Source organism: Lentzea flaviverrucosa (assembly GCF_003350445.1).
Taxonomy (GTDB): domain Bacteria; phylum Actinomycetota; class Actinomycetes; order Mycobacteriales; family Pseudonocardiaceae; genus Lentzea; species Lentzea californiensis.
The window spans coordinates 38,174-56,563 of record NZ_QQAU01000001.1; the positions used below are offsets into that span (position 1 = coordinate 38,174).

General features: G+C 69.6%; 20 protein-coding genes and 2 pseudogenes. 9 read left to right on the plus strand and 13 right to left on the minus strand.

Translation table 11 applies throughout. From position 1 onward, the window contains the following. Positions 1-10 precede the first annotated feature (10 nt). From DFR72_RS00210 to DFR72_RS00230, 5 genes are all read right to left on the minus strand, one after another. On the minus strand, positions 11-1,255 hold the full coding sequence (locus DFR72_RS00210) for an arginine deiminase (RefSeq protein ID WP_090073016.1): 1,245 nt from the start codon (positions 1,253-1,255) through the stop codon (positions 11-13). After that, positions 1,252-2,571: an APC family permease gene (locus tag DFR72_RS00215; protein ID WP_425459871.1), complete on the minus strand. Its 1,320-nt coding sequence runs from the start codon at positions 2,569-2,571 to the stop codon at positions 1,252-1,254. The genes DFR72_RS00210 and DFR72_RS00215 overlap by 4 nt, the downstream gene beginning before the upstream one ends. A 273-nt stretch (positions 2,572-2,844) precedes the next feature. Beyond that, on the minus strand, positions 2,845-3,057 hold the full coding sequence (locus DFR72_RS00220; protein ID WP_090073014.1) for a PLDc N-terminal domain-containing protein: 213 nt from the start codon (positions 3,055-3,057) through the stop codon (positions 2,845-2,847). A 2-nt stretch (positions 3,058-3,059) separates the two neighbouring features. After that, positions 3,060-3,671 (minus strand): CBS domain-containing protein, encoded by a 612-nt coding sequence (locus DFR72_RS00225; RefSeq protein WP_090073010.1) that lies wholly within the window; start codon positions 3,669-3,671, stop codon positions 3,060-3,062. Between the two features lie 13 nt (positions 3,672-3,684). Beyond that, on the minus strand, positions 3,685-4,371 hold the full coding sequence (locus DFR72_RS00230) for a CBS domain-containing protein (protein ID WP_090073008.1): 687 nt from the start codon (positions 4,369-4,371) through the stop codon (positions 3,685-3,687). A 187-nt stretch (positions 4,372-4,558) separates the two neighbouring features. Between DFR72_RS00230 and DFR72_RS00235 the strand changes: the two genes are divergently transcribed. From DFR72_RS00235 to gap, 3 genes are all read left to right on the plus strand, one after another. Next, on the plus strand, positions 4,559-5,554 hold the full coding sequence (locus DFR72_RS00235; RefSeq protein ID WP_090073139.1) for an Acg family FMN-binding oxidoreductase: 996 nt from the start codon (positions 4,559-4,561) through the stop codon (positions 5,552-5,554). Further along, complete coding sequence (gene ppsA / locus DFR72_RS00240) at positions 5,551-7,797, plus strand: phosphoenolpyruvate synthase (RefSeq protein ID WP_090073006.1); 2,247 nt, start codon at positions 5,551-5,553, stop codon at positions 7,795-7,797. The genes DFR72_RS00235 and ppsA overlap by 4 nt, the downstream gene beginning before the upstream one ends. A 96-nt stretch (positions 7,798-7,893) precedes the next feature. Further along, positions 7,894-8,904, plus strand: a complete 1,011-nt coding sequence (gene gap / locus DFR72_RS00245; protein WP_090073137.1) for a type I glyceraldehyde-3-phosphate dehydrogenase — start codon at positions 7,894-7,896, stop codon at positions 8,902-8,904. A 44-nt stretch (positions 8,905-8,948) separates the two neighbouring features. On the opposite strand, the gene DFR72_RS00250 is transcribed toward gap, so the two are convergent. Continuing rightward, a complete protein-coding gene (locus DFR72_RS00250; RefSeq protein WP_143086998.1) occupies positions 8,949-9,464 on the minus strand; it encodes a flavodoxin domain-containing protein in 516 nt (171 codons plus the stop codon). 123 nt (positions 9,465-9,587) lie between these two features. On the opposite strand from DFR72_RS00250, the gene DFR72_RS00255 reads away from it, so the two are divergent. The 4 genes and pseudogenes from DFR72_RS00255 (at position 9,588) to DFR72_RS00265 (ending at position 11,412) form a co-directional block, all read left to right on the plus strand. After that, the gene (locus DFR72_RS00255) at positions 9,588-10,082 is read left to right on the plus strand and encodes a flavodoxin domain-containing protein (RefSeq protein ID WP_090073003.1); all 495 of its coding nucleotides are present in this window, start codon (positions 9,588-9,590) and stop codon (positions 10,080-10,082) included. 134 nt (positions 10,083-10,216) lie between these two features. Beyond that, a pseudogene (locus tag DFR72_RS46620) lies at positions 10,217-10,399 on the plus strand (nicotinate phosphoribosyltransferase); the annotation flags it as partial. A 172-nt stretch (positions 10,400-10,571) separates the two neighbouring features. Then, positions 10,572-10,802, plus strand: a pseudogene (locus tag DFR72_RS46625) (nicotinate phosphoribosyltransferase); the annotation flags it as partial. A gap of 208 nt (positions 10,803-11,010) precedes the next feature. Next, on the plus strand, positions 11,011-11,412 hold the full coding sequence (locus DFR72_RS00265) for a hypothetical protein (RefSeq protein WP_090073001.1): 402 nt from the start codon (positions 11,011-11,013) through the stop codon (positions 11,410-11,412). Here DFR72_RS00265 and DFR72_RS00270 read toward each other — a convergent pair. Next, positions 11,379-11,642, minus strand: a complete 264-nt coding sequence (locus DFR72_RS00270) for a metal-sensitive transcriptional regulator (RefSeq protein WP_090072999.1) — start codon at positions 11,640-11,642, stop codon at positions 11,379-11,381. The genes DFR72_RS00265 and DFR72_RS00270 overlap by 34 nt on opposite strands. 302 nt (positions 11,643-11,944) lie before the next feature. On the opposite strand from DFR72_RS00270, the gene DFR72_RS00280 reads away from it, so the two are divergent. Beyond that, positions 11,945-12,343: a DUF302 domain-containing protein gene (locus DFR72_RS00280; protein WP_090073135.1), complete on the plus strand. Its 399-nt coding sequence runs from the start codon at positions 11,945-11,947 to the stop codon at positions 12,341-12,343. On the opposite strand, the gene DFR72_RS00285 is transcribed toward DFR72_RS00280, so the two are convergent. Further along, a complete protein-coding gene (locus DFR72_RS00285; protein WP_211335247.1) occupies positions 12,327-13,655 on the minus strand; it encodes a HAMP domain-containing sensor histidine kinase in 1,329 nt (442 codons plus the stop codon). The genes DFR72_RS00280 and DFR72_RS00285 overlap by 17 nt on opposite strands. Beyond that, positions 13,645-14,334: a response regulator transcription factor gene (locus DFR72_RS00290; RefSeq protein WP_090072995.1), complete on the minus strand. Its 690-nt coding sequence runs from the start codon at positions 14,332-14,334 to the stop codon at positions 13,645-13,647. Before DFR72_RS00290 ends, DFR72_RS00285 begins: the two co-directional genes overlap by 11 nt. 144 nt (positions 14,335-14,478) lie before the next feature. On the opposite strand from DFR72_RS00290, the gene DFR72_RS00295 reads away from it, so the two are divergent. Beyond that, positions 14,479-15,123 carry a DUF2202 domain-containing protein gene (locus tag DFR72_RS00295; RefSeq protein ID WP_090072993.1) on the plus strand — a complete coding sequence of 215 codons (645 nt, stop codon included), beginning with the start codon at positions 14,479-14,481 and terminating at the stop codon, positions 15,121-15,123. Between the two features lie 16 nt (positions 15,124-15,139). Here DFR72_RS00295 and DFR72_RS00300 read toward each other — a convergent pair whose 3' ends face one another. The 4 genes from DFR72_RS00300 to DFR72_RS45235 form a co-directional block, all read right to left on the minus strand. Continuing rightward, positions 15,140-15,988, minus strand: coding sequence for a sulfite exporter TauE/SafE family protein (locus tag DFR72_RS00300; RefSeq protein WP_090072992.1), 849 nt, complete (start codon positions 15,986-15,988; stop codon positions 15,140-15,142). A 5-nt stretch (positions 15,989-15,993) separates the two neighbouring features. After that, a complete protein-coding gene (locus tag DFR72_RS00305; protein WP_090072990.1) occupies positions 15,994-16,569 on the minus strand; it encodes a rhodanese-like domain-containing protein in 576 nt (191 codons plus the stop codon). After that, the gene (locus tag DFR72_RS00310; protein WP_090073133.1) at positions 16,566-17,957 is read right to left on the minus strand and encodes an MBL fold metallo-hydrolase; all 1,392 of its coding nucleotides are present in this window, start codon (positions 17,955-17,957) and stop codon (positions 16,566-16,568) included. Before DFR72_RS00310 ends, DFR72_RS00305 begins: the two co-directional genes overlap by 4 nt. 224 nt (positions 17,958-18,181) lie before the next feature. Next, a complete protein-coding gene (locus DFR72_RS45235; RefSeq protein ID WP_170176065.1) occupies positions 18,182-18,358 on the minus strand; it encodes a hypothetical protein in 177 nt (58 codons plus the stop codon). Positions 18,359-18,390 lie beyond the last annotated feature (32 nt).

The following is an 18,390-nucleotide window of genomic DNA, read 5'->3' on the forward strand; positions in this document are numbered from 1 at the left end:
GATGGTCCCTTCAGATGCCGTCGCGCTGGATCGGGCAGGTCATGCAGCGGGCGCCGCCCCGGCCGCGGCCGAGTTCGTTGCCGGGGATGGAGATGACCTCGATGCCGTGGTCGGCGAGCATCGTGTTGGTGACGGTGTTGCGCTCGTAGCCGACGACGACGCCGGGTGCGAGCGCGAGGAAGTTGTTGGCGTCGTCCCACTGTTCGCGTTCGGCGGCACGGGCGTCCTCGTCCGCGCAGAGCACGCGTAGCTGATCGGCGCCGAGCAGGTCGGCGATGGTGGTGAACACCGAAGTCCGCTCCTGCACCCGCAGGCCGGCCGAGCTGCGCTCGACGACCTCCTCCGCGTCGGCGGGGGTGATCACCCACGTCTTGAGCGTCTCGGGATCGAGGCCGGGGTAGCGGATGAACGTGTCCAGGTCGAGCATCGTCATGACCGTGTCGAGGTGCATGAGCGCGTGCGAGCGAGGCAGCTGCACCGCGATCACGGAGCTCGCCTGGCCGGTGCGGAACAGTTCGCGGGCCAGGATTTCCACGCCCATCGGGGTCGTCCGCTCCCCCATGCCGATCAGCACGGTGCCGCGGCCGAGGACGAGGATGTCGCCGCCTTCCAGCGTCGCTGGCTGGTGGTCGGCGTCGTCGGCGCCGTAGTAGATCGGGAACATCGCGTCGGCGAACATCGGGTGAAAGCGGTAGATCGCCTGGCAGTGCAGCGATTCACGGCGGCGGGCGGCTTTCGCCATCGGGTTGATCGTGACGCCGCCGTAGATCCACGCCGAGCTGTCGCGCGGGAACAGCGTGTTCGGCAGCGGTGGCAGGACGAAGTCGTCCAGTCCGAGGCTGTTCCAGCGCAGGCTGGGCACGCCCAATGGCGACAGGTCGGCTCGGGTCACGCCGCCGACCAGGAGCTCGGCGAGCATCGGGGCGTCGACCTTCTCCGCGAACTCGCGCACCGGGCCGGCGAGCGTCGGACCGAGCAGCTCTGGCGTGCACACCCGGTCCAGCACGAACGCTCGCGCCTCCGGCAATGCCAGCGCCTCGGCGAGCAGCGTGCCCGTGTGGTGCACCGTGATCCCTCGGCCGCGCAGTACCGCGGCGAATTCGTCGTGTTCGTCCTGGGCCTTCGCTGCCCAGAGCACGTCGTCGAACAGCAGCTCGTCGCAGTTGCGCGGGGTGAGCCTGCTCAGCTCGAGTCCCGGACGGTGCACGATGACCTGGCGGAGTGTGCCGACTTCCGATCCGACACTGAGGTTCACGACTTCGCCCCGTTGTACTCGCGCTGGCCCGCCTTGAGCCAGATGTAGAGCGGCACGCCCAGCAGCAGGCAGATGACGCCGTAGTAGACGGCCTGGTAGCCGCTGCCGGCCAGTGCCCAGAAGGCGAAGGCGAGAGCGAGGATCGAGACGGTGCAGTCGCGCACGAGGTGCGGCCATTCGGCCTTGCGACCGCGCACCAGCAGCCAGTACAGCTGCGCGGCGGCGCTGAACAGGTACGGGACGACGGCGGTGAACACCGACAGCAGCACGAGCGTGGTGAAGACCTGCTCGAAGTTGGTGTAACTGACCACCACCAGCGCCGAGGCGAGCACGGTCGAGCTGATGATGCCGAAGCTCGGGACGTCCCGGCGGGTGCGCAGGAACGCCTTCGGGAACAGCCTGTCCTTCGCGGCGGCCATCGGCATCTCGCCGATGATCAGGGTCCAGCCGACGAGGCAGCCGATGCCGGACACCACGGCGGCGATCGCGACGGCCTGGCCTGCCCACTGGCCGCCGAAGATGGCGTTCGCGGCGGCGGTGAACGGAGCCGAGGTCTCGCGCAGCGCGTCGTTCGGCACGGTGCCGAAGACGGTGAGCGTGCCGAGGACGTAGATGACCGCACAGCCGATCGTGCCGAACACGGTGGCCCGTCCGACGTTGCGCTCGGGGTCGCGCACCCGGCCGGCCGCGACCGAGGCGGTCTCGATGCCGATGTAGCTGAACAGCGCGATCGCGGCCGCGGCGGAGATGGCGCCACCGATCGAGGTCCCACTGGCGTTGAACGGGCCGAGGTTCGCCGACTTCACGAAGACCAGTCCGACGGTGGCCATGAACACCAGGGGCACGACCTTCAGCACGGTGAAGACGATCTGCGTGACGGCCATGTTCCGCAGCCCGGACAGGTTGACCAGAGCCGGGATCCACAGGCCCGCCAGCGCGATGACGATGGACCAGCCGACCTGGTGCTCGGTGTTGACGAACACCTCGACGTAGCCGACCAGCGCCACGACGATCGCCGCGTTGCCCGCCCAGGCGGTGATCCAGTAGCACCAGGCGTTGAGGAATCCGGCGAACTCGCCGAACGCTTCCCTGGCGTACACGTACGGGCCTCCGGAACCGCTGATCCGCTTCGCCAGCGCGCCGAACGTGAGCGCGAGCGCGAGCGCGCCGATCGACACGAGGACGAACGCCACGAGGCTGACCGGTCCGAACGCCGCGAGTGCGGTCGGCAGGCCGAACACGCCGGTTCCGATCACCGATCCGACCACCAGAGCGGTAGCGGTGGGCAGACCGAATCTCGACGGAAGTGGCTGAATGCCCGGACCAGGACCAGTGGCGGCCTCCGGTCCCGCGATTTCTGTGCTCACGACGAACTCCTCACTCCGGTGTGGACTCTCCAGCTCTGAGCAGACTGCGCCCCGGCAAAACTGTTCCCCAGCTCCTCAGGTCTCGTCGGTGGCGGGCACGAGGTCCCCGGCCGCGCGGGACTTCTGCCACTGCACGCCGCCCCAGAGGCCCAGCCGGACTGTCGCACGGTCGAGCAGGAGCCACGAGCGAAAGGCGCCGGGCGAACCAGCGCCTCCCTATACCTATGTCCTTCTCCCCCAGCGGAAGTAGGCAAGCGGCCCAGCGAAGTTCACCAGGATCGCCAGAGCCCACCAGGCCTTGCGGCCTCGCACGAACTCGCGGGGCCGCAGAGCCAGGTCCGTCCAGGCCGCACCGGCGAACACCACCTGCACGACCCCCATCGCGACGAAGGTCCTCCGTTGCGCCTCGGTGAGGTCGCTCCACCGTCTGACCATGGTCAGATCCGTTCGGGTGTGGTGAAGTGCACGTCGGTCACACCGGCGACCGCGCGGGCCAGCACCTCGGCCACGTGCCGGTCGGCCGGATCGTTCAACTCATCCACAATGGACACTTCGCCGTGGCTCACCTCGACCTGCCAACGGTGGGCGGCACCGAGCACGCCGAGGCGGTGGCGGACCTCCGCCTCGATGATCCAGTCCGCGCGGCTGATGGAACGCAGCATGTCCCGCCGTGTCACGATGCCGGCGAGATGACCTTCGCGCACGACCGGAACGCTGCGCACACCGTGCTTCAGCATCAAGTCGGCGACCTCGGCGAGGTCGGTGTTCGGGGTGACGGTCACCGTCGGCTTCGTCATCACCTGGGCCACGAGGTCCCCTGGCGCGTTCCGAGGCACGACCGGTTCGCCGTGCACCAACCACCGGGGGTCCTGTGGCAGTCGATCGCGCAGCAGTTCGGTCTCGCCCACGACACCGACGAACGTGCCGGTCGCGTCGACCACGGGCAGTGCGGTGAAACCGCGTTCAGCCAGCAGCCGGGCGGCGTCACGGGCGCCCGTGTCCGGGCTGACCACCACGACGTCGGTCGTCATCACGTCTCGGGTCCTCATCGGTGGCTCTCCTTCACCCGAAGATCTCGGTCTGGCGGGGCAGCGTGGTGTCGTTCCACTCCGGTCGCAACCGGTTCTGCACGTCCACGACACCCGGCAACGCGCGCACGAGGTGGTCGGCGATGTCGATCTCGCTCTGCCGTTCGAGCCGGCCCTGCAGCGCCACGACGCCGTCGGTCACCTCCACGTCGACGGTGTCCGGGTCGACCCACAGGGTGCGGCCGAAGATCTCGTCGCGAATGGTCGTCCTCAGCTCGTCGTCTTCACGCAGGTAGAGTTTCAGCAGGTCACGCCGCGACAGCACGCCGACGAGGGCACCATCACCGTCCATCACGAAGAGCCTGCGGACGCCGGCCTCGGCGAGTTCCCTGGCCGCCGCACTGGCCGTGGCGTCCGGCGAGATGCTCCGGACCGGACTGGTCATCACGTCCTTGGCCGTCAGTCCGGCGGCTTGCTCCCACCGGTGCCTGGCCGCGCGGCCGCCGAACAGGCCGGGTGCGTCCTCGGTGCCGCCGCGGAACTCCTCCTTGGGCACCAGGTCGGCTTCCGACACGACGCCCACGGGATATCCGCCGTCGAGCACGGGCAAGGCGCTGATCTTGTTGCCCTCCAGCAGTTGCACCAGCTCCTTGAACGAGCTGTCGATGTCCGCGCTGATCACCTCACGCGTCATCAGCGAGGAAACAGTCGGTTCACGCATGACACCCTCCGGCGATCCGTTCGTTCATGTGTGGTCCAGCGTTGTCGTGCGCGAGGCGACCGGACACCTCCCAAAGGCGCCACCGGCCGGGACAGCGGTCCCGGCTCGCTGAGGACCTAGGCCCCTCACCCGCCTCCGTTGCCGCTGCGAGGTTTGAGCGTGGGACTTCGACATGGAGGTGAACCGGATGAAGCGCGGTCAGCCGGATGAGAACACGCTGCGGGCGGCGGTGGCGCTCGCCTGCCGCGCGCCGTCGGTGCACAACTCACAGCCGTGGCGCTGGGAGCTCGGTGAGCACAGCCTGCACCTGTACGCCGATCGCTCGCGCGGCCTGCCGGCGGTGGACCCGCTGGGGGCGGACCTGATCATCAGCTGCGGGGCCGCTTTGCACCACGTGCGCGTGGCGCTGGCGGCACTCGGGTGGCGGGCGATCGTCCACAGGCTGCCGAACCCCGGACAGCCCGACCACCTCGCGGCGATCGAGTTCCAGGTTTCTGGCCCCTCGGAGTCGCACGTCGCTCTCGCGGCAGCGATTCCCCGCAGGCGCACAGACCGCCGCGCGTTCTCCTCCTGGGCGGTACCCCAGGGCATCACCGCGCAGCTCATGTCCTGTGCCCTGGCAGAAGGCGTTGAAGCGCAGGAGGTGCTGGGTCGTGGCCGCGACGAACTGCTCATGGCCATCGCCAAGGCCGCCGGCGTGCAGGAGGCCGATCCGGAGTACCGGGCCGAGCTCCGCGAGTGGACCGGCGTCTATCCCGGCGCCTCGGCGGGTGTGCCCGCGGCGAACATCCCGATGGGCTCACGGCAGTACGGGAACCTCCGGATGCGTGAGTTCGCACCGGGCGAGCTGCCCCAGACCGACCGCCTCCTGCTCAGCGAGGACGCGGGGTCGCTGATCGTGCTCAGCACCTCGTCCGACGACGACCTGTCCCGGCTGCGGGCAGGCGAAGCGACGAGTGCCGTTCTACTCGAAGCCACATCAGCCGGACTCGCGTGCTGTCCGCTGAGCCAGCCGCTGGAAGTCGTGGAGACCAGGGAACTGGTGCGCGACCGCGTTCTCGGCGGCTCGACCTGTCCGCAGCTGGTGATCCGGGTGGGCTGGGCCGGGTTCAACGCCGATCCTCTGCCCGCCACGCCCCGCCGTCCCGTCGTCGACGTCCTCGCCCGTCAGGAGCAGCCGTGAGCACCTACATCCGCGACTTCACCACGCTCGGCAAGGACGACACGGCGATCGCCGGCGGGAAGGGCGCGAACCTCGGTGAGTGCACCCGCGCGGGATTGCCGGTGCCACCCGGCTTCGTGGTGACCGCCGACGCGTTCCTCAAGTCGATGAGCCAGGTCCGCGACGACCTCGCCACGGAGCTCGCGATCGCGCTCGACCGCTCGACCACGCCGGATCGGCTCGCGGAGTCCGCCGAGCGGATGCGGGAGCTGGCGCGCAAGGCCGGTGTGTCCGACGAGGTCCGGCACGCGGTGCTGCAGGCGTACCGCGACCTGGGCCAGGACGAGTCCGTGGCCGTCCGGTCCTCGGCCACCTCGGAGGACACCGCCGGTGCCTCGTTCGCCGGGATGAACAGCACCTTCACCAACACCCGAGGCGCGCACGCCCTGCTGGACCGCCTGTTGGACTGCTGGGTGTCGTTGTTCGGCACACGCTCGATCGCCTACCGCGCCGAACAGGGCATCACCGACGAGCCGGCGATCGCCGTCGTGGTGCAGAAGATGGTGAACTCGGAACGGTCCGGCGTCATGTTCACCGCCGACCCCTCGACCGGTGACCGCGACAAGCTCCTCGTCGAGGCGTCGTTCGGACTCGGTGAGGTCGTCGTCAGCGGTGCGGTGGAACCGGACACGTACGTCCTGCGACGCAACGGTGACGAAGTGTCTCTTGTGGACACGCGGATCGGGCGGAAGACACACGAGATCGTCCGTGGCCCGGACGGCGCGGACCAGCGCGTCGAGCTCGACTCCGAGGCCTCCCACGCCCAGGTGCTCACCGAGGCCGAGGCAGTCGAGATCGGCCGGCTGGGGTTGCGCGTGCAGCGGCACTACGGTGAGCCTCAGGACACGGAGTGGGCGATCGCCGACGGCGAGACGTGGCTGGTGCAGTCACGGCCGATCACCACCCTCCCGGACACCGCGCCCCTGTCCGACGGCCCGCTGGTCGCAGGTCTGGCCGCCTCCCCTGGCATCGCGTCCGGACGTGTCCGGATCCTGAGCTCGCCCGACGAAGGTTCACGGCTGCGCGACGGCGAGGTGCTCGTCGCCGAGATGACCAACCCGGACTGGGTGCCGACGATGCGCCGGGCGTCCGCCGTGGTCACCGATGGTGGTGGCATCACCTGTCACGCCGCCATCGTCGCCCGTGAGCTGCGGGTGCCGTGCGTGGTCGGGACCGGTTCGGCCACCACCGTGCTGAAGGAGGGGCAGCAGGTCACAGTCGACGGCAGCGCGGGCGAGGTCCGCGCCGGATCGGCACCGGTCATCACCGCGCCGCGGATCGTCGCCCCCGTCATGCCCTCCACCGAGGCTTTGGGCACACGGGTGTACGTCAACCTGGCACTGCCCGAGCACGCCGCCGAGGTGGCAGCGATGCCGGTGGACGGTGTCGGGCTGCTGCGGGCGGAGTTCATGCTCACCGAGGCGCTCGGCGCCGAGCACCCGCGCCGGTTCCTGGCACAGCACGGCACCGAGGACTTCCTCGACGCCATGGCTTCGTCGCTGTTGCAGATCACTCACGCGTTCGCGCCGCGCCCGGTCGTCTATCGCACGATGGACTTCCGCACCAACGAGTTCCGCGAGCTCAAGGGCGGCGAGGAGTTCGAGAAGCACGAGCACAACCCGATGATCGGCTACCGCGGCTGCTACCGGTACGTCGACGACCCGATGCTGTTCGGTCTGGAGCTCGAAGCACTCGCCCGCGTGCGGGAGCAGACGCCGAACCTGCACCTGATGATCCCGTTCGTCCGCACCAAGTGGGAGCTGGAAGCCTGCCTGGAGCAGATCGACCGCAGCCCGCTCGGCCACCACCGCGGCCTGCACCGCTGGGTCATGGCCGAGGTTCCCTCGGTGGCGTACTGGATTCCCGAGTACGCGCGGTCCGGCATCGACGGCGTCTCCATCGGCAGCAACGACCTCACGCAACTGATGCTCGGCGTCGACCGCGACTCCGAACTGTGCGCGGACCTGTTCGACGAGTCCGACCCCTCAGTGCTCGACATGATCGGCCGCATCGTCCGCGCCGCGACCGACGCCGGCATCACCTCATCGCTGTGCGGCCAGGCACCGTCCAACAAACCCGAGTTCGCCGAGAAGCTCGTGGAGTTCGGCATCACCTCCATCTCGGTGAACGTCGACGCCGTTCCCGCGGCCCGGGCGGCGATCGGTTCCGCAGAACGCCGGCTCCTGCTGCGCCAAGCCCACTGAAAGCGCACAGCAGCGCGGATGAAAACAGGCTCGTCGACCTGCGGGCGCCATCTGCCGGTGGCGCCCTCCCCCGCCCACTTCCAGCAGGAGACCACCATGCCGGTTCGCGTAGCCATCAACGGATTCGGTCGCATCGGGCGGGACGTGCTTCGCGCCGCCATCGACCGCAACGACACGGCGATCGAGATCGTCGCCGTCAACGACATCACCACGCCGGAGACGCTGGCGCACCTGCTCGCCTACGACTCGACCTACGGGCCGTGGCGCAGGCACGTCTCCGCCGAGGGGAACACCATCACGGTGGACGACCACAGCATCGTGGTGATGAGCGAGGCAGACCCGAAGGACCTCAACTGGGGGTTGCTGGGTGTCGACATCGTCATCGAGGCCACGGGCCGGTTCCGCACCAGGGAGACGGCCGGTGTCCACATCGAACGCGGCGCGCGGAAGGTCCTGATCACCGCGCCGGGCAAGGACGTCGACGTGACCATCGTGCTGGGAGTCAACGACGACATCTACGAGCCGGGCTCACACCACATCATCTCGAACGCGTCCTGCACCACCAACTGCGCCGCACCGATGGCGGCCGTGCTCGACGAGGCGTTCGGCATCGTCGAAGGCGTGATGACCACGATCCACAGCTACACGGGTGACCAGGCGTTGCTGGACCGGCCGCACAAGGACCTGCGGCGGGCGCGCTCCGCGGCGGTGAACATCATCCCGACGTCCACCGGAGCGGCACGCGCCATCGGGCAGGTGATCCCCTCGCTCGAAGGAAAGCTCGACGGGCTGGCGGTGCGGGTACCGGTCGAGGACGGCTCGCTCACCGACCTGACGGTCCGGCTCTCCGAACCGGCCACCGCGGACCAGGTGAACCGCGCGTTCGCTGAGGCGGCGTCCCAGCACCTCAAGGGAATCCTGCGCTACACGACCGACCCCGTCGTGTCGCGCGACATCATCGGCGATCCCGCGTCATGCGTGTTCGACTCCTCGCTCACCAAGGTTCAGGGCCACGTCGTGAAGGTGATGGGCTGGTACGACAACGAATGGGGTTACGCCAGCCGTACGGTGGACCTCGCGGACCGCATCGCCCGCACTTTGCCGTGAGTCCGATCGTGGGTGGTTTCCGTCGCGCGGGCAACGGAGACCACTCACGACTTCTGCTCGGCGAGCGCGGCGGCTATGGACGCACTCCAGTTCTCGATCGCGTTCCAATCGCGGAAGTCACCGAACCGGCCACCCATGGCACGGAACAGCAGCGCACCGAACTTCCCGAACGTCGTCGCGGTGACCACTCCGGTGAACAGCCGGTGTTCCACCGGGGTGACGTCCTTGAGCAGTTCCGCGAGGACGTCCACCTCTTCCAGAGCCGCCCACCCCCGCAACGGGCCGCGCAGGGCGCCGGGCGAGCCGACGCTGAACAGCCACACCGGCTTGCCACGCAGGCCGCGGCGGTTCTCGGTGAGGAAGTCCGCGGCCACCGGTAACCAGGCCTGGTCGTGCACCGCGCTGCCGATCACGAACGCGTCGTGACCCGTCACGCCGGTGATCTCCCCGACCGGGCGCAGCACGACGTCGTGTCCGCGCGCCAGCAGTGCGCCCGCGATCCACTCGGCGATGCCCGCCGTTGAGCCCCCAGCGCTCGCGAAGGCCACCAGAACCCTCATCTCCGCCTCCTCTCCCACCTCCAGGATCGCCTGTGCTGAAGAGCGAGTTCAGTGGCCCGCGTCCCGGCTCAGGTGAGCACAAGGTCTCTGTGCAAACTGGAGTGAGACGAAGAAAGTGTTGGTATGGCTGAAATTCTTGTCGTGTACGCGACCAAGACGGGTTCTACCAGAGAGATCGCCGAGGCGATCGCGGCGCGGATCCGCTCGGCCGCGCACGAGGTGACCGTGCTCGACGCCGCGGACGTCGGCTCCGTCGAGCCGTACAAGGCGGTCGTGCTGGGCAGTGCGCTCTACGCCGCCCGGTGGCGTCCGGAGGCGGTGAAGTTCCTGAAGCGCAACGCTCCCGCACTCGCGAGGAAGCCGGTCTGGCTCTTCCACAGCGGCCCGCTCGGCTCCGACCTGTCCGCACAGAAGGCACCGAGCAAGGTGCGGGAGCTGGCCAGCCGCATCGGCGCCGACCAGCCGACCACGTTCGGGGGAAGGCTCACCCCGGAGACCGCTGTCGGCTTCTTCGCCAAGAAGATGGCTCAGGGCAGCATGGCGGGCGACTACCGCGACTGGGACGCGATCGAGCTCTGGGCGAACAACATCGCCGAGCAGCTCGTCGCCGCGCGCTGAGGTCAAGACCATGAGCGGCTCGCGCGCTGACCTGTACGAGATCCGCATGGCGCTGAGCTGTCTGCGTCGGGAGATGTGCGCGCCCGCGACGTTCAGCCTGTTCGTCCGGACCTGCCGGCTCCCGGGGATTCCTGGTGGCCGCTGGACTGGCGGACAGCCTGGCGTTCCTCGAGGACTTCCACTCCACCGACGCGGAGCTCGAGTACCTCGACCAGGTCACCGGTGTGGACGTCGAACCGCTGCGCGGCTTGCGGTTCACCGGATCGGTCCTGGCGGTCCCCGAAGGCAGGGTGGTGTTCGAGACCGAGCCGCTGCCGGAGGTGACCGCTCCACTGCCGCAGGCCCAGCTGGTCGAGACCGCGTTGCTGAACCTGGTGACGTACCAGACCTCGGTGGCGTCGAAAGCCGCGCTGCCGGATCGCCGCAGCGGGACGCGAGGTGGTCGACTTCGCCGCCCGCCGCACGCATGGTCACGAAGCCGCGTTGGCAGTGGCACGTGCGTCCGCCATCGCCGGCTTCACCGGCACCAGTTGTGTCGCCGCCGCCTCCCGGTACGGGCTCACACCCACCGGAACGATGGCGCACTCCTACGTCGAGGCGTTCCAGGACGAACAGGCGGCGTTCGAGGCGTTCGCCGAGGACTTCCCCAGTTCGACCGTGTTCCTGGTCGACACCTACGACAGCCTGCGAGGAGTGGACCGAGCGGTCGAAGTGGCCCGCCTGCTGCCTGCCGCCCAGCCGGTCGGTGTGCGCCTGGACTCGGGTGACCTGTGGGCGTTGTCCCGGGAGACCCGGAAACGACTCGACGCGGCAGGCCTGACGTCGGCACGGATCGTGTTGAGCGGCGGACTGGACGAGCACGTCATCGCATGGGGTCTCGGCAGACGCGCCGGTCGAAGTCGGCTGCAGCGGCGTCAAACCGGGCTGGGTGCGCCTGAACTTCCACTACTTCATCACCGACGCCGTTCGCGACTACCTGGTCGAGGCCGTACGACTGATCGCCCGTTACGGCCACCGCCTGCTGCCCGACTACGTCTTCGACCCGCACACCGGGCTGTGGACACACCGCGCCACGGCAGCGCTTCCGCCCGAGCTGCCGGACCTGCGTTCTGCTGTGACGACCAACGCTTCCGGCCTCCCGTCCCACGCCGGCGAAGCAGTTCTGGCCACGCAGCTGGACGATGCCCGGTACCTGCTCGCCGCCCGTGCCGACCTGATCGACGACGGACCCACCGGGCTACCGGAGGACTTCGAGGTGCTGCGCTGGTTCGTCCTTCCTCCGGTGTGCCTGCTCCGTCAGGCCAGCGCCAGGAAGAGCTTCTCCAGCTGAGCCCGGTCGGCCACCGACTGCTCGGAGCCGTCGGAGATGCACTGCTCCAGGCCGCTGGCGATCAGCTTGAAACCCGCCCGGTCCAGCGCCCGGGACGCGGCCGCCAGCTGCGTGATCACGTCCTTGCAGTCCCGTCCGGACTCGATCATCTGCACGAGCCCGCCGACCTGGCCCTGGACGCGTCGCAGCCGCTTGACCACGTCCGCGAGGACGTCTTCGTTCAGCTCCACCCGTTACCTCCTTCAGTACCCCCCAGGGTACCTGAGCGCAGGAACGACCAATGCGCGAACCACGTTGCACCAGATACCCACGGGGGTATGTTCGACGGAGGCGCGTCATGGATGCAGGCCGGAACAGCCTGAGCCCCGCCGAGGCTGCCGAGCTGGGCGCCGCCTGATCGAACGTGCCGCCACCGACCGAGAGGAGACCGGCGTGGCCGCCATCGAACTGACCAAGTCCAACTTCAACGAGATCGCAGGCCGGCCGGGCACCGTCCTGGTCGACTTCTGGGCGTTGCGGAGGAGCCATCACCGTGAGGTACGACCTGACCATCACGCTCGACCTGCCCCACGAGGACGCCGTGCCCGTCGTGCGCGCGGCGCTGAAGGAACAGGGTTTCGGCGTGCTCACTGAGATCGACGTCCAAGCGATCATGCGGGAGGAGCTCGATGCCGAGGCCGAGCCGTACGTGATCCTCGGCGAGTGCAACCCCCCGCTGGCCCACCGCGCGCTGGAGGTCGACCGGACGATCGGCCTGTTGCCGCCGTGCAACGTCGTCGTCCGCGCCGACAACGGACGCACCCTCGTGCTAGCCCTCGATCCCGACGCGATGACCGCGATGACGGGGCGGGAGGACCTGCGTCCGGTCGCCGAGGAGGCGGGCAAGCGCCTGCGACCCGCACTGGACTCGGTGGTCACAGCGGCAGGCTGAGGGTGAACAGGGTTCCCCCGGCACCGGACGTGGCGGCGACGGTTCCGCCGTGTGCGGTCACGAGTTCTTTGACCACGGCGAGCCCGATGCCCGTGCCCGCGACGGTTCGTCCGGCACAGCCGCGCCAACGACGTTCGAAGACGCGCTCCAGTTCCTCGGCGGGGATGCCTGGCCCGGTGTCGCGGACCTCCACGAACGCCGTGCCGGCCGAGCGGCGGACCCGCACGGTGACCACATCGCCAGGCCGGGCATAGCGCGCGCAGTTGGCCAGCAGGTTGCCCAGCGCCTGGTGGAGCCGATCCGGGTCCGCCCGCACCACGACGCCGGTCGCGAGTTCGGTGCGCACCTCCAGGCCCGCGGCACGCAGATGCGCGAAGTTCGCCTCCACCGACGTGCCGACCACTTCGGCGAGATCGGCGTCCCGCAACCGCAAGGACAGCGCGGCTGCCTCCGCCTCGGAGAGCTCGGCGAGGTCCTGCACGATCCGGCCGAGCCGCTGCGCCTGGTCGTGCAGGCTCGTCAGGCGTTCGGCATCCGGCGGCGCCAGGCCGTCCCGCAGTTCCTCCAGCCCTGCCTGCAACGTCGCCAGCGGCGTGCGCAGCTCGTGCGCGACGTCACCGGTCAGATCTCGCCTGGCCCGTTCGACACGAGCCACCTCGGCGGCCATGTGGTCGAACGCTGTCGCCAGCTCTCCCAGCTCGCCTGGGGCTTCTACCCCCGCGCGAGCCGTGCGGTCACCTGCGGAAATGCGTCGTGCGGCGCGGGTGAGGCGGGTGAGCGGCACGACGATTCGCCTGCCCACGAACCAGGTGACGACCCCGGCGACCATCAGCGCGACTCCTGCGGCGAGTCCGATCCATCCCCACGCGATGTCCCGCACCGCGGACGTGACCGGCGAGCCGAAGGCCAGCTGGACCGAGCCGACTGCTGCACCACCGACCACCACCGGAGCCTGGATCCGCCCTGATCCCGGCATGGTGTTCATCGGCATGCCACGTCCACGACCGGACACGTTCGCACCGTCGGCAGTCCGCACGACGAGGTGGGCGTCGGCACCCGTGGCGAGATCGGTCGCGGCTCGGAGGTCCGCCGCGTCCCAGCCGCCGGCGGCGCTGTAGGCGGCCGCGACCGCCGCGGCCACCCGCTCGGCCGCCTGCCGGCGGGCCGTCGCCTCCGCCGCCTCGAGTCCTCGACCGGTCCCCCACAACGCGGCGCCGGTCAGCACGACGACGGACGACAGCGCTACGAGCACGAACGCGGCGAGCAACCGTCTGCTCAACGGCCCCCACGCGGCGTTGTCGTCACGGGTCACGGCGCAGCCCCAGCCGGTAGCCGACACCGAGCACGGTCTGCACCACGTCCGGTCCACTCCCGCCGAGCTTGTGGCGCAGGTTCTTCACGTGCGAGTCGACGGTGCGCTCATAGCCCTCGAACTCGTAGCCGCGCACGCGGTTGATCAGCTCGTAGCGCGAGTAGACCCGTCCTGGGACCGACGCCACGGCGGACAGGATCCCCCACTCGGTCGGCGTCAGCTCCAGGAGCCCACCGTCCCAGCGTGCCTCGTGCCGTGCGTCGTCGATCAGGAGACGACCTTCTCCGAAGGACGTCGCAGCGGGTTCCGCGGCGAAGTTCACACGGTGCAGGACGGCCTGCACCCGCAGCACCAGTTCTGTGGGGCTGAAGGGTTTGGTCACGTAGTCGTCGGCGCCGAGCTCCAGCCCGCGGATCCGTTCCTCCACAGAACCGCGTGCGGTCAGCACGACGACCGGCGTCTGCCCCGATTGCCGCGCCGCGCGCAGCACCTCCACACCGTCGACGTCGGGAAGCCCGAGGTCGAGCACCACGAGCGCGGCCACGCCGCCGGCCACCATCGTCAACGCCTGTGCACCGGAACCCGTTGTCACCACGGTGAAACCCGCTCGTTCGAGATAGCGGCGCAACAGCTCGCGAATCTCCTTCTCGTCCTCGACGACGAGCACGGTGTCTCCCACAAAGCCCTGTGTACGCGGGTGAATCACGCCGATCGAGGGTCGAAGTACCCGCCCGTGCCGGGCTCCACGTCATCTCCACACGATCTGCACGCGGCCTTCTCCGGCGAGGCAGACGATGAAACCGTTACGAGGAAAGGAGGAGCCATGAAGACCAGGACCCGCATCGCCGCGATCACGGCGGCGGGAATCGTCACGGTGGGTGCGTTCGCTGGAACGTTCGCGCTGGCGAACAGCTCCCCTCCGATGTTCGGCCCCGGCCCCGGCCCCGGCAACGGCCCGGTGACCATGCCGCGCGGCGGGCCGCGTGACGGAGGATGCCTCGGCGTCCCCGGGGTCGTCGACCCGAGCGGCACGCTCACCGAGACGCAGCGGACCGCGCTCGCGGCCAACGCCGAGGAGGAGAAGCTGGCGCACGACCTGTACACCGAGTTCGCCAACCGCTACGAACTGCAGGTCTTCGACCGCATCGCCGCGTCGGAGACCACGCACCTCGAGGCGGTCCGGACGTTGCTGACCCGCTACGGGATCACCGATCCCACCGCGAACCAGGCGCCCGGTCACTTCGCGACCCCGGCCGTGCAGGCGACCTATGACCAACTCCTGGCCCAGGGATCCGCGAGCCAGGACGCCGCGCTCCAGGTCGGCAAGACCGTGGAGACAACGGACATCTCGCTGCTGCGTGAGTCGCTGAACGGCCTCACCGCGCCCGATGTCCAACGCGTCTACGGCAACCTGCTGACCGCGTCGCAGCACCACCTGGCCGCGTTCGGCCGCTGGTCGAACCGGTGAGGTGAGGGTGGCGGCCCTACTGGGGGCCGCCACCCGCCGTCACCTTGCGACGCCTGCGCTGGACCAGCCATGCGCCGCCCGCGCCGACGACGAGCAGGACCGGGACGACCCAGGCCGCCACCGGCAGCTGCTGAGCGAGGACGAAGCCGCCCATCACGAGCACGAACCAGCCGAAACCTCTGCGCAGCACCGTCTCCGGGATCAGTCCGGTCAACCTGCCGCCGATCATGCTCCCGATCACCGCGGCGACGGTGACCATCACGGCGAGCTTCCAGTCGATGTGGACGGTCGCGAGGTACCCCGCCAGTCCGGCGAAGGACTTCATCGCGATCACCACCAGCGACGTGCCCACGGCGATCGCCATGGGCAGTCCGCCCAGCAACGCCAGCGCGGGCACCACCAGGAAGCCACCACCGGCGCCGACCAGGCCGGTGACCGCACCGACCGCGAGCCCTTCGACGACCACGCGGCCGACCGGCAGCTCCCCGTGCGGCTTCACCGGGGCGCCGTCGCGGCGACCCCGGATCATCGCCGCCGCGGTCGCGATCATCATCACCGCGAAGCCCACCAGCAGCCAGGTGCCGGGGATGAGTTCCGCCAGTCGGCCACCGCCGTACGCGCCTGCCATACCGGCGGCACCGAACACCAGCCCAGTGCGCCAGCGCACTCGTCCAGCCCGTGCATGCGAGATGGCGCCCACAGCGCTGGTGACACCGACGACGAACAACGACATCGCGATCGCCTGCTTGGGCTCCTGTCCGGCGAGGTAGACCAGGATCGGGACGGTCAGGATCGACCCCCCACCACCGAGCACACCCAGCGCGAGCCCCACGACCACCGCGGCGAGCAGCGTGAGCACCAGCATCCCGCTCACCCGCTCCCATCGCTCAGCGCGGCGACCACGGCCGTGAAGGTCGTGCGCGGACCGCGGTTGCAGGGAAGCTTGGCGAGCAGCATGCCCATGAGGCAGGTGTTGGTCAGCGACGCCACGACAAGCCCGGCGCCCACCAGGCCCGCGAGCCAGGTGACCGGCGGCACCAGCACACCCACGAGGACGGCGGTCAAAACGATCGCACCGGCCACCAGCCGGACCTGACGTTCGAGGTCCCAGCGCGGCGCGCCGTGCCGCACCTCTCCACCGGCCGCCTGCCACGCGACCATGCCACCGTCGAGCAGCCGGAGGTTGGGCAGTCCGGCGGCCGCCAGCGCCTGCTCGGCCTCCACCGCCCGCCTGCCGGTCCGGCAGATCAGCACCACCTGCTCGTCCAGGTGCGCGCGCAGTTCGTCGCGGTGCTCCCGCAGCAGGTCCAGCGGCACGTTGTAGGAACCGGGGATGTGCACGGTCTCGAACTCGCCGGGCGTGCGCACGTCGATCAACCGCGGACAGGCACCGGACGCCACCTGCCGACGGAGCTGCGCGACGTCGAGCTTCGTCGGGGTGCTCATGCCGGGTCCTCCACCACGTCGAGGCCGGCATCGCGCGCGGTGTCGAAACCGTCGTCCACGTGCACGACCTGACGACCCGCCGCGGCCAGCACGCTCGCGGCGATGGAGGCCCGGTAGCCGGACTGGCAATGCACCCACACGACACCGCCCGGCACGTCCGCCACTCGTCGCGGCAACTCGGGCAGCGGAATGTGCACAGCACCGTCGAGGTGACCCTGCCGCCACTCGCCGATCAGCCGCACGTCCAGCACCACATCCGCGGGCGGCAGCCCGTGTGGACGCCGCCCTGCCTGGGCGGCGGCCAGATCCGCGAACGTGGCGACGGCCAGCTCGCCCAAGCGGCTCTCCTCGTCAGCCCACTGTTCCGGTGTGCCCGTCGCGGCGGCCGCGGGACGATCGATCCCGATCCGAGCCAGCTCCCGCTGCGCCTGCGCCACCTGCTCCGCCGACTCGCCGAGCAACGTGATCGGCGCGCCCCACGGCGCCATCCAGCCCAGCCAGGTCGACATCGGCCCGTCCAGCCCGAAGCTCAGCGTGCCGACCATGTGCTGGTGAGCGAACGCCTTGCGCAAGCGCAGGTCCACCACCCACTCCTGAGCCTCGATCCGGCTCCGCAGCTCGGCGGGATCGGCGAGGCGCACGGGCGTCAGGTCGATCAGCTCGGCACCCTCTGCGTTGCGCACGCCCATGTGCGCGTAGTAGGCGGGATAGGCGTCCAGTCCGGCGAGCATCTGAGCGACGAAGTCGTCCGCCTCCAGCCGCAACGCGGAGTTCGCCGCCTTCTCCCTGCCGATCGTGGACGACGGCGCGTCGGACTGCGTGGCCGAGCAGAAACTGCCGAACCCGTGCGTCGGCCACACCTCGGCGCCATCCGGCAGCAGGTCGGCCAACCGGCGCACAGAGGAGTGCTGGTGGTGCGCGAGGACATCCGCGTGCTGCTTGCCCAGCAGGTCCGTGCGACCGGTCGTGCCGAACAACAGCGACCCGCCGGTGAAGACACCCGCCGGCCCGCCTGAGCCGTGCAGGACGTAGGACACGTGGTGGAAGGTGTGGCCCGGCGTGGCCAGCACGGTCAGCCGCATGCGGTCGGACAGCACGATCTCGTCGCCGTCGCGCACCGGCAACCGCTCGAACGCCACGTCGTCCGCCGCGGCGACGGCGTACACCGCACCGGTCAGCTTGGCGAGCGCGAGCCCGCCGGACACGTAGTCGTTGTGCAGATGCGTTTCCACGACATGCGTGATCTTCACTCCGAGCCGGCCTGCCAGCTCCACGACGCGATCGACGTCCCGCTGCGGATCCACCACGACCGCCACCCACCCGTCGTGCGCCAGGTAGCTGCGGTCACCCAAGGACGAGGTCGCCACGACCTCGACTATCAACGACATGATCATTCCCCTCACTCGCACGGCCTGACGTTTGCCGGGAGCCCCGGCGAAGATACCCCCGGGGGTATCTCGTCCTTCACCGTACGCCGCCCGACCGCAGGACGACAACTACCCCCGGGGGTATGCGGCGTTCGAGCTGGATCAGGCGAAACATCACCCGACGATGCTTTTGCAGCCAGGCGTCACGTGCTGTTGCGCCCCTTCACCACCTCCTCCCATTCGTCTCAGGAACGGGCAGGCCGGCCCGGGGTGACACGGATCCTCGCGTCCACCACCAGGCAGCCGGTCTCGCTCACGCGGCACGAACCTGTCATCGGTGGCGACACCGACCAGAGCTCTGGTTCCTCGACACCCAGCAGCACGCCGCCGCCCTTGCTCTTGTGCCGCAGGTCCTCGGCCACGGCCTTCATCGCGACCGGGCCGTCATGAGCGC

What these genes read in the sequence shown, in the direction of transcription:
- gap (WP_090073137.1), top strand. Translation starts at nt 7,894, where the DNA reads ATGCCGGTTCGCGTAGCCATCAACGGATTCGGTCGCATCGGGCGGGAC.
- DFR72_RS00255 (WP_090073003.1), top strand. Translation starts at nt 9,588, where the DNA reads ATGGCTGAAATTCTTGTCGTGTACGCGACCAAGACGGGTTCTACCAGA.
- DFR72_RS00225 (WP_090073010.1), bottom strand. Translation starts at nt 3,671, where the DNA reads ATGAGGACCCGAGACGTGATGACGACCGACGTCGTGGTGGTCAGCCCG.
- DFR72_RS00300 (WP_090072992.1), bottom strand. Translation starts at nt 15,988, where the DNA reads ATGCTGGTGCTCACGCTGCTCGCCGCGGTGGTCGTGGGGCTCGCGCTG.
- DFR72_RS00220 (WP_090073014.1), bottom strand. Translation starts at nt 3,057, where the DNA reads ATGGTCAGACGGTGGAGCGACCTCACCGAGGCGCAACGGAGGACCTTC.
- DFR72_RS00250 (WP_143086998.1), bottom strand. Translation starts at nt 9,464, where the DNA reads ATGAGGGTTCTGGTGGCCTTCGCGAGCGCTGGGGGCTCAACGGCGGGC.
- DFR72_RS00310 (WP_090073133.1), bottom strand. Translation starts at nt 17,957, where the DNA reads ATGTCGTTGATAGTCGAGGTCGTGGCGACCTCGTCCTTGGGTGACCGC.
- DFR72_RS00295 (WP_090072993.1), top strand. Translation starts at nt 14,479, where the DNA reads ATGAAGACCAGGACCCGCATCGCCGCGATCACGGCGGCGGGAATCGTC.
- DFR72_RS00305 (WP_090072990.1), bottom strand. Translation starts at nt 16,569, where the DNA reads ATGAGCACCCCGACGAAGCTCGACGTCGCGCAGCTCCGTCGGCAGGTG.
- DFR72_RS00235 (WP_090073139.1), top strand. Translation starts at nt 4,559, where the DNA reads ATGAAGCGCGGTCAGCCGGATGAGAACACGCTGCGGGCGGCGGTGGCG.
- DFR72_RS00230 (WP_090073008.1), bottom strand. Translation starts at nt 4,371, where the DNA reads ATGCGTGAACCGACTGTTTCCTCGCTGATGACGCGTGAGGTGATCAGC.